At 49.3% G+C, this 11,481-nt stretch carries 16 protein-coding genes; 6 read left to right on the top strand and 10 right to left on the bottom strand.

Going from position 1 to position 11,481, the window contains the following annotated elements; all coding sequences use genetic code 11:
- Positions 1-52: 52 nt before the first annotated feature.
- The 5 genes from F8N00_RS11350 to F8N00_RS11330 form a co-directional block, all read right to left on the bottom strand.
- Positions 53-589 carry an Imm64 family immunity protein gene (locus F8N00_RS11350; protein WP_035397551.1) on the bottom strand — a complete coding sequence of 179 codons (537 nt, stop codon included), beginning with the start codon at positions 587-589 and terminating at the stop codon, positions 53-55.
- A 24-nt stretch (positions 590-613) separates the two neighbouring features.
- The gene (locus tag F8N00_RS11345; protein WP_023468185.1) at positions 614-1,750 is read right to left on the bottom strand and encodes a GGDEF domain-containing protein; all 1,137 of its coding nucleotides are present in this window, start codon (positions 1,748-1,750) and stop codon (positions 614-616) included.
- Between the two features lie 134 nt (positions 1,751-1,884).
- Positions 1,885-2,130, bottom strand: a complete 246-nt coding sequence (locus F8N00_RS11340; protein ID WP_023468184.1) for a phage holin — start codon at positions 2,128-2,130, stop codon at positions 1,885-1,887.
- The gene (locus F8N00_RS11335) at positions 2,127-2,762 is read right to left on the bottom strand and encodes a M15 family metallopeptidase (RefSeq protein ID WP_058265860.1); all 636 of its coding nucleotides are present in this window, start codon (positions 2,760-2,762) and stop codon (positions 2,127-2,129) included. Before F8N00_RS11335 ends, F8N00_RS11340 begins: the two co-directional genes overlap by 4 nt.
- Positions 2,762-3,517, bottom strand: coding sequence for a helix-turn-helix domain-containing protein (locus F8N00_RS11330; protein WP_023468182.1), 756 nt, complete (start codon positions 3,515-3,517; stop codon positions 2,762-2,764). Before F8N00_RS11330 ends, F8N00_RS11335 begins: the two co-directional genes overlap by 1 nt.
- A gap of 90 nt (positions 3,518-3,607) precedes the next feature.
- Between F8N00_RS11330 and F8N00_RS11325 the strand changes: the two genes are divergently transcribed.
- Positions 3,608-4,105, top strand: a complete 498-nt coding sequence (locus F8N00_RS11325) for a DinB family protein (RefSeq protein WP_058265858.1) — start codon at positions 3,608-3,610, stop codon at positions 4,103-4,105.
- A gap of 36 nt (positions 4,106-4,141) precedes the next feature.
- Here the strand turns inward: F8N00_RS11325 and F8N00_RS11320 are convergent, their stop codons facing one another.
- Together F8N00_RS11320 and F8N00_RS11315 are read right to left on the bottom strand one after the other, a co-directional pair.
- Entirely contained in the window at positions 4,142-4,627 is a 486-nt protein-coding gene (locus F8N00_RS11320; RefSeq protein WP_421018228.1) for an NUDIX hydrolase, read from the bottom strand.
- The gene (locus F8N00_RS11315) at positions 4,624-5,157 is read right to left on the bottom strand and encodes a DUF402 domain-containing protein (protein ID WP_421018227.1); all 534 of its coding nucleotides are present in this window, start codon (positions 5,155-5,157) and stop codon (positions 4,624-4,626) included. The genes F8N00_RS11320 and F8N00_RS11315 overlap by 4 nt, the downstream gene beginning before the upstream one ends.
- A gap of 155 nt (positions 5,158-5,312) precedes the next feature.
- Here F8N00_RS11315 and F8N00_RS11310 point away from each other — a divergent pair, with 155 nt between their 5' ends.
- Positions 5,313-6,422, top strand: a complete 1,110-nt coding sequence (locus tag F8N00_RS11310) for a GGDEF domain-containing protein (protein WP_421018226.1) — start codon at positions 5,313-5,315, stop codon at positions 6,420-6,422.
- 153 nt (positions 6,423-6,575) lie between these two features.
- Here F8N00_RS11310 and F8N00_RS11305 read toward each other — a convergent pair whose 3' ends face one another.
- The 3 genes from F8N00_RS11305 to F8N00_RS11295 are packed head-to-tail and all read right to left on the bottom strand — an operon-like array spanning position 6,576 to position 9,091.
- Positions 6,576-7,262, bottom strand: coding sequence for a polysaccharide deacetylase family protein (locus F8N00_RS11305; protein WP_023468177.1), 687 nt, complete (start codon positions 7,260-7,262; stop codon positions 6,576-6,578).
- A gap of 17 nt (positions 7,263-7,279) precedes the next feature.
- Positions 7,280-8,407 (bottom strand): MGDG synthase family glycosyltransferase, encoded by a 1,128-nt coding sequence (locus F8N00_RS11300; protein WP_023468176.1) that lies wholly within the window; start codon positions 8,405-8,407, stop codon positions 7,280-7,282.
- A gap of 54 nt (positions 8,408-8,461) precedes the next feature.
- Positions 8,462-9,091 carry a DedA family protein gene (locus tag F8N00_RS11295; protein WP_421018225.1) on the bottom strand — a complete coding sequence of 210 codons (630 nt, stop codon included), beginning with the start codon at positions 9,089-9,091 and terminating at the stop codon, positions 8,462-8,464.
- 216 nt (positions 9,092-9,307) lie between these two features.
- Between F8N00_RS11295 and F8N00_RS11290 the strand changes: the two genes are divergently transcribed.
- The 4 genes from F8N00_RS11290 (at position 9,308) to F8N00_RS11275 (ending at position 11,411) form a co-directional block, all read left to right on the top strand.
- On the top strand, positions 9,308-9,850 hold the full coding sequence (locus F8N00_RS11290) for a GNAT family N-acetyltransferase (protein WP_023468174.1): 543 nt from the start codon (positions 9,308-9,310) through the stop codon (positions 9,848-9,850).
- Positions 9,851-9,875: 25 nt separating this feature from the next.
- Positions 9,876-10,679, top strand: a complete 804-nt coding sequence (locus F8N00_RS11285; protein WP_421018224.1) for a hypothetical protein — start codon at positions 9,876-9,878, stop codon at positions 10,677-10,679.
- Positions 10,645-11,040: a hypothetical protein gene (locus F8N00_RS11280; RefSeq protein ID WP_023468172.1), complete on the top strand. Its 396-nt coding sequence runs from the start codon at positions 10,645-10,647 to the stop codon at positions 11,038-11,040. Before F8N00_RS11285 ends, F8N00_RS11280 begins: the two co-directional genes overlap by 35 nt.
- Positions 11,041-11,129: 89 nt before the next feature.
- Positions 11,130-11,411, top strand: a complete 282-nt coding sequence (locus F8N00_RS11275; protein ID WP_255998487.1) for a hypothetical protein — start codon at positions 11,130-11,132, stop codon at positions 11,409-11,411.
- The last annotated feature ends 70 nt before the right edge of the window (positions 11,412-11,481 follow it).

The raw sequence follows: 11,481 nt of genomic DNA, 5'->3' as shown, positions 1-11,481 counted from the left end.
CTTTAAAATACCCCGTATGAGAAGCAAACTCTCACGCGGGGTATTTTTGTGTTCATCGGTCTGTAAAACCATCGATTTTCCATGCGTTCTTTAAAAAAGTCTGCTCCTTGGACCAATAGACAATCGCATATTCTTGATTGATGCGTTCCCGTTCTGTTATCAAATGCTCGATTTCTGCATCAAAATCACAATAGGCATATAAAGCATTCGATCGATTGGCAATCCTCTGCATATCCTCCATGAAAATCGTCTCCTGCTGATCGAGTGACCACGCAGTTAAATTCTCTTCTTGAAAACCGAATTGAAAACCGAAACAGTCTGGTTCTTTTTCAATCGTCATTCGAACAGGTATTGTCGTTAAACCATGATACGCAAAGAAAACGAGCGAGGCATTCCCGTAATGATGACTCAGCAATGGACGCCAGTCTTTCGGAAGACCTTTTTCCTCGCCCCAATGTGATCCATCAATATCCGTCGCGTAACTGTATCCGAGAACTCGTATGTCTGAATGAAATGCATCCAAGACCGTTCGAGCAGCGTTTTCCATGTTTTCCGTTTTTTCAAAAACAAATCCTACCTGTATCACCATTCTTCATTCCCATCTGATTATGCATTACCCTGCCATGTCACCGATTTGGTTCCGACCATTCTCTTTCGCCCGATACAACGCTTGATCGGCTTGGTCGATCACCTCTTTTTCCGTCGTCTCTGCTCCAGGTACGAGCGACGTCAAGCCAAGACTGACACTGACCCGGCAAAGTGGTTCATACCGTTCATGTACGATATTCAAATCGAGAATATCCTGACGAATTCGTTCTGCAATGTGCCGGGTTTCTTCTGCTCCACGCGACAACAGGACCGTGAACTCCTCCCCACCGTACCGTGCGACTTGCCCATGCCGTGCTTGACGCTTCAAGACGCGGGCGACTTCCTTTAAACATTCATCCCCTTTTAAATGACCATACGTATCATTATACGATTTAAAGGCATCGACATCGATCAAAATCAGGGAGAGTGGTGTCTGCTGTTGTTTGGCTTCTTCGAGAAGATGTTCTAATCGTTCATCGAACGCCCGCCGATTCGGGATACCGGTCAAGGCGTCGTGAAGCGAACGATGAATCAAGGCTCGTTTACTGCGTTCCATCCGAAACGTCTGGATGAAGGCAATCAAGACCAGAACGGCAATGCTTGCGACAACGACGATGACCCATTTCGCAGCACTCGATGCTTGCTCGGAACGATTCGTTGCTTCGGCGATGATTCGGTTGACGTCCGTCCGTAGACGGGCATCAATCGGGCGAAACGTCTCGATGAACTGCATCCCTTGATAACGCTTTGCCTCAGCGGCTGCTTGATCCCCGTTTCGAACGAGTGCCAGTTGGGCATCATAAAATCGGATGGCTGTCTCGATCCGGGGAATCGCTTCCGTTCGGACGAGCTTTCGCATGATCGGATGATTCTCATCGAGTTGATTGAGTCGTTCGACCGTTTGATCTAGCCGATCAATCGTCCGATCATACTGCGCTAGATCCGCCTCGTTCGGTGAGAGGATGTAACTGCGAACGACCAGTTCAAGATTTAGTAACGCCGGAAACAACTCCGCTGCTTCCGTCGAGATCGGAATCGCCTCGTTTAAGATGCGTGCATTTTCTCGTTCGATTTTCAGGAAAGCTTGATAACTCCAGACGCTTGTAAACAATAGCGCACAGAGTGCCAAAAACAAATAGCGCTGCAACGTTGACCATTTCACAAAAAGACCGACCTTTCTTTCTCTTTCTAATTGACTAAAGTCTATCCCTTCTATCGGTGTCTTGAAATCAAACTGTTAGTCGTTTGTATGAAATAATGCCCGTTGCTAGCACATTCCAAACGCTTCCAGCCTTCTTAATCGGTCAGGGATGTGTTTTCCAGCTGTTCCTGTGACTGCCTTCGTCTCAGTGCTCGTTCTGTCACATCATTGTTCTTCCACCAAGCGACGAGTAGACCGACCAGTCCGATCAGACCCGTCACGAACCGTTCGACGTCACTTGACGATACTGGCAATGCTGTAAAACCGAGCGTCGGTAAGAGTAACTCAAGAAAAACATAGAGAGGAATCAAGAGGCGGATCCACGCCTGAAGACGAATCATGGGGACACCGGAAAGAGACGACGCCATGTTTGCGGACCAACGATCCCGTCAGCGACTAGACGACACGTCTGTTGGAACGTTCGAACGGCGTGCGTCAATCGGGCATCAAAGACTCCCGTCACCACAAGTCCCAAGCGTTTTTCAAGGGCTCGGACGAGTTCCGGTGCTTGGATTTTTTCCCGGAGATAGCGTCCTTGTTTTGGAACGTGATGACGCGCTAGACTGACATGATCGTACAGTTCAAAGTGGGGGTAGTCGGGAAAACGAGACCAATCCCCTCCCCAGTCCATTCCGCGTCGTTTCATCGCTGCAACGATTCGTCGGAGTCGCGCATCTGGTGGAGAAAGGAATACTGCTCCGTCTTCGTAAAGGAAGACATCGATTGCGACACCGAAGTTATGGTTCGATTGTCCTCCGCGGGCTTGCGTCACGATGGGTCCTGGTGTCGTCCGTCCTTTTGCATACAACGCATTCTGTTCCGCGATGCTTCGAAAGCTTTGTGCTATACCGAGTTTGATCCCATGCGGATACAGCTCTCGAATCGCGTCACGCGCGATCCGGACGACAGACGGATGCATGCCAGGAACGGATAGTTTTTGATTGGCACGTCGGAGTAATTCTTCCAGTTGCATCAGGCTCCCTCCCTTGCCAGTCCTTGTAATAGTTCAGCAATTTCGACGTCGTCAGGTATGGTCTGTTTCTCTTTATGGTGTGCTTCATATGCTCGTTGCGCTGCTTTTTCTCGTTCCATCCAATTCGGTAATTGAAATAATGAAGTGTCTCTTCTTGAACGTTTGGTTATTCGTTTCCGCCGTTCAGCCGGTAATCCAGTCGCAAGACGCTTGACGACTTGCTCGATGTAGCCAAAATGACGACTGTTCGCTCGCGCCGCTTCTTCGATTGCATACAGGATGCGATCGATCGGATGGTCTGTTGCCAGCTGTAGCAATTCTTGCTCGATTCGTGGTGTCGCCTTGCCGAGATTCGTCTCGTACTGCTGCACCAGTTCCTTTTTTAAAGTCGTTTTCTTCAAGACTTCTTCTTCGGAGTCAGCAGAAACCTCGGGGGCAGTCGTCTCGTGACTCGCCGGGGAAGGTGTCTCGACACGGGGCAGGACACGGTAAGCATTCGAGGTCTGTCCCCCGTGTTTCGTGAAGCGTTCGACTTTCTCGATCCGACCGCTTGCAATCAAGGACTGGATACACGACTTGACCGTCGATTTACTGCACGGAACAGCGTCGGCGATCGTCTGATAGGACGGGAACGCTTGACCATCCTGACCGCTGAAGCTCTCAAGAATCAGGTAAATCATCTTTTCATGGACGGACGCAAATGCCGTCCCGCTCCGTAAGAGCGTATGGGGAACCGGAAGATATGGGGCTTGCATGGTGATTCCTCCTTTCTAGGACATATGACAGGAAGAAGTCGATGATTGTTCGAAAAGAATAGGGAGATGTTTTTTGAGAGGAGTGACAGGATGGACGAACTATTCACCTATTATCTACAGGAGCTTGATCACTATCAGCCGAATGCTTTGATCTATCATCTGGATCATGACACATGGTCGATCAGCCAGATGTACGACCATCTGATCGTCGTCAGTCATGAGTATTTAGATGAGGTCGAGTCGTGCCAGTTCGCACCCGTGACTACGTCCGGAAAGTCACCGTTTGGCGAAAGGCTGTTTGCTGCCGGTGCGTTTCCGGCGACACCGATTCGATTACCGGATGCGATGAACGCACCACCGGACGAGACGGCTCACGTCGACCGATTGCGGACGCGTTGGCTTGAGTTGACCGATCGTCACGCATCACTTGCCATGGTCGCCCAGTCGACAGCCCCTGACCAAAAGACGCACCACGGTGGGATGGGATGGTTGAATGCCGCCGAGTGGTATGCTCTCGTCACGTATCATCTCGCCCACCATCGCCATCAAAAACGACGGCTTGATGCTGCGTTAGCGAATCACTCATAAGAAAAAGCGCTCTCCATTAACGAAGAGCGCTCCTGTTCATTTTAAGACGTCCCAATTCGAAAAGTGTCGTGCCTCGAGATCGAGTCGCTGTTCCTCGATCCAGCGAAACGCTTCGAGTACGAGCGGTGACGCGTTATCAATCGAGACGTCACTCGCCTTGACCCAGCGCGCACCGAGCGAGTCTTGTCCGACGAATTGTTCGGGGATACTCAGCGTTCCACCCGTCTGTCGGACGTGATAAAAGACGGCGATGTGATGGACTTCGTCGAACTCGCGCCAATCCCACGGAAGCTTGAAGTCCGCGACGCCGATCTGTCGTTCGAGTGCAACTTCGAGCCCTGTCTCTTCCGTGAATTCCCGGCGCATCGCCGTAGCGAGCGTCTCTCCTTCTTCGAGGCTTCCCCCTGGTAAGTCATAGCGATTGATATACGGTCCACCATTCTTGTCGATGACGAGTAAGGCATCCTCCTTCATCAATAATCCATAGACACCAAATGCCCGGTGGCAACGAATCGTCTTCATGTGTCATTTCCCCTTTTCTTCATCTGCAGGACGGTCGGGATGAATGAATCCAAAAAGCCGTCAAACGGAAACTGTTGCTGCGCGATTCGTTCTTGTAGGTTCAGTAACGATGCACGGGCTCGTTCAATCACATCAGGCGGATAATCGTACAATTGTTGGTTCTCTAAAAATTCGTCCTCGTCGACGACCGTCCACACGCCCTCGCGATGGACGAGATCGAGATCCAGATCAATGAACGATAAGGTATTTCCTTGAAGAATCGACGGTAAGCAAATGTTACAGTAGTACGTCACCTCTCCCGTCCGTTCTAAATCGAGACCGACCGTAAAATCCGCATCAAGTGGATAGAATTCGAGACTATAATTGGCATATGTATAAACCGCTTCGCGACGATGATGCAAAAGAGTCCGCCCGGGCGTATTCGCGACTAGCAAATAGTTTTCCGTCTGTTCAAGGACATAGCCGTCCCATGAATAGTGCGGACGTCCATCAAATTTTCGCGCTTCCATCGTGACATGCTTCAGTTCCATTCTCATCCCACTCCTTCCCTAAAGCTCTCTAATTTTACCAAATGAATTTGTTTAAGCAAGTCTTTACCTGAATCTTTAAAATTTTGAGACTCTCTCGTTGACATCCTTTATCAAACTGCTATCGTGAAAGTATCACACTCAAGGATGTGAAAGTCATGTTCATTGCCGAGTTGTTATTGAATGCTTGCATCGCCTTCACCGGCTTTTATTTGATCGCTAAAATCATCTATAGTCAGCGCCTTGCGTCAAGTAACTTGAAAACCTTCATCGTCGGTCTCGCGACCGGGCTGCTCGGGGTACTGTTGATGTTTAAGGGGATCGCCGTCAACGAGTCGTTACGGATGGATTTGCGTCATTTACCACTCGTCTTGCTCGCTTTTTATGGCGTCCGTTCGCCCCTGATCATCGCAACGCTGATCATCGGCTGCTCCCGGTTCTATTTCGGCTGGACACCACAAGCGGTCGTCGCGTTTCTTGCAGTCCTTGGTATCAGCACCGGGATGTACTTCATCCATAAACGGTTGCTCCACCGACCATTCCTGCAAAATCTCATCATGAACGTTTGGGCGTTGTTCATGATCTCGATTGCCGTCTCGATCAATCTTGGCTTCAGTGACGCCGCTCTTCGTTTGCTCGCTTCGACATGGACGATTGGACTGGCGGTCGGACTCTTATCGAGTCTGTTGACGATTGATTTTCAGTTGCTCAACGAACAAGTGCAGCGCTATAAACAATCAGCGGAACTTGATCATTTGACGGGACTGTACAATCGCCGGGTTTGGGACGAACGGACGGCGTTGCTCGAAGAAGAAGGACGTGTCTACAATGTGCTCGCACTCGACATCGACCACTTCAAGCATGTCAACGATACATACGGGCATGCAAACGGGGATCTCGTCTTGCAACAGTTCGCACGGATCTTACAGGAAGAAACGCGTCCGCATGATATCACGGCGCGCATCGGGGGAGAGGAATTCATGGTCCTCATCTATGATTTGACGCCTTCGAAAGTCGCGAAGGTCGCCAACCGAATCCGGGAGCGGATCGCGAACACGCGCTTTCAGCTCGACGGCTTTCCCGCCATCTCGATCACAGCGTCCGTTGGCATCGCCCATGGGAAACACGTCGCTGCTCAGCGGATGAATATCCTTGCCGACGAAGCGTTATATGCCGCCAAGGAACAAGGGCGGAACCGTGTCATTCTGTACGAGGTCGATGCTGAGGCGGCGATGACGACGCAAGACCGTGAACCGGTCCGTTCTTAATCTTTATCATACGCATTCGATTATTGAGTAGACTGCGCTGGATGATGCAAAAACAGATCCTCCATCATCGTCATGCAGACGAGGACGACATGTCACGCAATGCTTCATCCATGCAAAAGAGGACTTACCATGAAACCGGTAAGTCCTCTTTCTTTACGCTTGATCGATTCGCCGAAACTGTAAGCCACGTGCTTTCCACTCCGGTAAGAGTTCTTTCAGCGCCGCGATCGTCTGCATGGGTGCTTGTGGATCCGCACCGAACGTATCCCCATTATCATGGAGCAAGATGATGTCTCCTTCTGACACATTTGATAGCAGCCGTTTGATTTTCGCCTTCCCGCCCTCTAGCTTCCAGTCCTCCGCCATCTTCGACCAGAGAATCATTTCGTAAGAAGGAGGACAGAGGACATCTCCAGCATTGAGTGCGCCCCACGGTGGACGGTAGACCGTCGGACGTTCGCCCGTGATCCGTTCAATGATTGCTGCTGTCCGTTCGATGCCTGTCCGGACTGTCGACGGTCGCATCGACCAGTTCGGTCGATGGACATAATTGTGGATCCCGAGTTGATGCCCTTCTTCGTGCATCCGGTGAATGAGGTCCGGATGTGCTTCTGCTTTATGACCCACGACGAAAAACGTCGCGTGAATGCCTTCTTGTTGTAAGAGATCCAGCAGTTCTGTCGTATAGACAGGATCTGGACCGTCATCGAACGTCAAGGCGATGGATCGTGAGTCCAGTGATTTCGTCACGCGCCATCCGAAGACGCGTGACGCCATATACGGAACGACCGTATAAGCAAGTGTCGCGAGAACTCCCGCTGTGACAAGACGTGAACGCATGTAAACTAACTCCCTTATTATCCATTTACTTTTTGACGACGATCTTGCAGGCAACCCGCAATTCGTTCCGCGAAAAACCGCTGATCGGCCATGACGCAATCATTTTGATACTGCGTGACCGCCTGTTGCCAAGCATGCATGACGTCCGGATTCTCAAGCGTCCGACGGATGACATCCGCGAGTGAATCCGTTTGATTAAAGGAGAACGCAAGCCCTTTCTCCATCAAATACGTACGATTGATCTCTTCTTGCCCCGGTAGGACGTGTTGAATGAACAGCGGAACACGTTTTTCGAATGCTTCGCTGACCGTCACGCCTCCCGGCTTCGTGACGATCGCATCCATCCGTTCATACAGTTGATTCATCTCATCTCGTGAATCGATATAGGCGAGTGGATGAATATGTGGATGACGTCGCGAAGCTAACCGTTTATAGAGCGTCTGATTGTTCCCGCACAAGACATGAAAATCAGCTTCTGCACACTGTTCGATTTGCGTCAGCAACGTCTCGAGTTGACCGAGTCCACCGTTTCCGCCCGCAACCAGAATTTGTTTGCGTGACTGCGTCGAACGAATGATCGAACCACCAAAAATGGCTGGATGGACAGGAATTCCCGTCACGAACAACCGCTCTTCTGGTACGGCATGATGCGCGTGTAATTCCCGCCTCGCCTCACGATTCGGCAACAAGTGATACTCGATGTGCGTCTTTCCCCAGACGCGACTGACGAATAGATCGGTATAGGCATTGATGACGGGTACATCACAAAGGTTTCGTTCCTTCAATTGATTCAAGAGATAAGATGGAAACGCATGCGTACAGATGATGACATCCGGTTGTTCCGTTCGGATGATTCGTAACATCTGTTGTTGGAAATAATGCGACGTCCATCCGGTCGAGCGCGCGTTACTCGAACGCCCGGCAATATGCCGATGATAAAAACGACTATAACCGTTTGAGAAATGTCGGATCCAGTTCAGATAAAACTTCGATGTCACCCATTCCGCGAACGGGCTGATTGTACTGAGTAACTCTACTTCCTTGACTTCAACATCTGGTCCCTGCAATCGTTCGGCGATGGCTTCCGCGACGAGATGATGACCGGATCGCATCCTTAAAAAAGGAAAGATCACTATTTTTTGCATCGTATGTCCACTCCTTCAAACTATCCGCAAAAATCCTTTAAAAAGAAGTATCGCTTAGTCTTCTTTTCCCGCTTGGTTTTTCCCTGAAACGACGCGTTTTTCGAGCCGTTTACGCTTAATCCATTTGACGAGTACACCGAGCAGGAACAATACGAGTAAGGCAAGTCCGAAATACGGTACGACTTCCGGCTTGATATGAAACGTCTTTCCGGCAAAGTGACCGAGTAAGACGAAAGGAACGACCCATAGCGCGGAACCAAGTGCCGACACCCAGAAATACCGACCGAACGGAATTCGCTTCATGCCTGCAAAATACGGATTGATTTGCCGCACGCCCGGAATATAAAGACCGGCGATGATCGTCCGATTAATCCGTCCCATGTAGCCGTTCGACACCCGCTCCCAGCGTTCTCTCGTCAATCCGATGAAACGACCGTATCGTAAGACGGTCGGTCCGAAGAAGCGCCCCGCGCTATATGCCGTCAACATACCGACGAACGTCCCGGCGTATGCCGTTAAGATTGAATAAATCAAACGTTCTTCGTTCTGACCACTTAAGATTCCAATCAGGACGAGTAGCGATTCTTCCGGTGCCGGAATCCCGACGATGCCAAAAAATAAAAAGATGAAAATAACGCCATATCCATAGGCATCGAGATACTGGTTGACCGTATCCATGTTCATGTTGTCACGTCCTCTACTGCTGTCTCTCTGTAATGTTTCATCGTCTTCTGACTATGTATTCGTTCCTGTTCATGCAATTCCTTTTTTAGAAAAATTAAAACCCGTTTTCAGCTAAAAATTGACCTGTTCTCGTATCTCTCCTCGTGACAGTTCTCAGTATTTAGGAGATGATGAAGAGAGTGAAGGATATCTCAATAGACATAAAGGAGAATAACGATGAAAGAGACGAAACAGCTGACGATTCGCCCGCTCTCGCCCGAGAGCATTCCACTCGTCAATGAAGCCAACGACGCGTTTCCGATCATCGGACGCATCGTTCCACAGTTTTCCGGTACCGCCTGGTCCTATACGGAAGAACTTTATGAAACAGCTACTGAAACCCATTTCCCAGACGATCGTCTCGATTGGTCTACTTATATTGATCATCAAGATCGTATCGTCCTCCTCGCCTTCTCCGGCACTTCTTGTATCGGTCAGATTCGTCTCGTTCGTGACTGGAACCGTTTCGCCTACATCGAGAATATCGCCGTCAAACAAACGTTTCGTAAACTAGGCGTTGGACACCAACTGCTCGCCGCTGCGACGAAGTGGGCACAGCAACGTGAGTTGATCGGTCTATCCCTTGAAGCACAGGACGATAATCTGATGGCTTGCCGGTTTTACGAGCGGGAAGGCTTCGTGCTTGGTGGAGTCGATAGCCTAAAACAATTCGCCAATCCAGACATCAATCTGACGCTGTATTGGTACAAACTATTTTGAGCAACAAACGGAAAGGACTTATCTCATGGTATCGATCGTAAAGAGCAGTTTCATTTCTGCGATATTGTTTGCTTTCTTGTACGCACTGATTGCTGGGCTTGAGATGGGGAATCCAGCACTATACGGCACGTCCTTTACCGACTTCTTCCTGATTGGTCTACTGTTTGCCGGTCCAGTCATCCTAATCGGCGCACTCTTAACAGAAGAGCTGCCGCGCCTGTTATTCCGTTCTACTATCTCATTCGCACAACGGATCATCCTCAATCAAGTCGTCGCGTTGTTCGCAAGTATCGTCCTCTATCTACTTGTGCAACCCAATCCATTTTCGTTCTATTTTGTCTTGTTCTGTTCTGGAGTAGCATTGGTGTATCTTCTTGTCTCCGAATCAGCACGGAAGTATCCGGCATTCCTCCCCTATCTATTCGGGTGGCTTGCTCGGACCGTCCTCAGCTTCTTTTTATTTCTCCACTTGTTTGGTTCGATGACGATGATGGTGCCGTTTTTGTCCTACACGGAGCAGTTGGTCAATGAACAGTTGGACGCTGTCATGCTACTGTTCTTCAGCAGCATCGCGATGGCTGACTTGCTGTTAGCTGTTCGTTTTACGAAACGTTCGCTACCGTGGACTACGCATCTCCTCGTTCATCAAGGTACGGTCTTCGTGTTTGCTGGCGCATTCATTTTGTTCACTTCGCTTCCTGCAGTATGTTTTACCGGAAACGTAGTCGCTGCCATTTTATATGTAATGGTCACCCGTCTATTCATCGTCATGAAAACCGGGAAGGAGGAACACCATGATCCGTCTGTCATTTCGACTACTGATGACTAATTGGATTTTTTTGATGCTGTATCAACATCTCCCGTCGTCACCGCGGCTTATGCCCGAGACGGACGCTGGGTATTATTCAGGTGTTTTTGAGACATTACTATCGTTTATGATTGTCATCACGGTTGGCGGCATCCTGACTGACGCAATTCGTTACTTCCGCTTCCGAACGCGTCTACTTTCCTTTACATCACATCTCTTCCTGAATCAAGGCATCGCCTTACTTATTGGTGGCATCTTATTAATCGTCTTCAATGGTCTGTTTCAACCGCTCTATTTTCAGGCAATTGCGAGTAGCGCCGCTTTTCTCTATTTTTTGATGACACGTTTGACATTACTATACAAGAACGATTCAGCTGTTTGAAATCAGCCACATTCTTACATTTTTGTTAGGTAAGAATGACAGGCTAGGCACTATACTGAATGTATCGTTCAGTAAAGGAGACATGCCGCATGTTTCGTCAAAAATCAATTTTGTACTTACTCATTTTCTTGTCCTTCGGTTTCGCCTTCGATACGGTCACAGGTTCGTCTCTCATTCCATTCATCGAACCCCTTCACCAATTGATCGTTTCACTTGCGTTGACGATCACGACCGCCTGTTTAACACTGTTCTTTCTGTTCTATCATGGCGTTCGTCCGCACCTCGAATTACTGATTGTCCTCCCTTTTTTGATTTTGACGAGCGGCATCACCTTCTTCTTCGTCTTCTTGAGCGCAATGACTGTCATCTAACGTCACCAAAAAGCCCGTCTTCTTCAAGGAGACGGGCTTTGATCGGCACTATGTCTGTCTCTTATACACA

The sequence above is a fragment of the Exiguobacterium sp. A1_3_1 genome (genome assembly GCF_048985645.1).
GTDB lineage: Bacteria > Bacillota > Bacilli > Exiguobacteriales > Exiguobacteriaceae > Exiguobacterium_A > Exiguobacterium_A indicum.
Note: the sequence above shows the minus strand (reverse complement) of the source record. Positions and strands in the feature narration are given on the sequence as shown.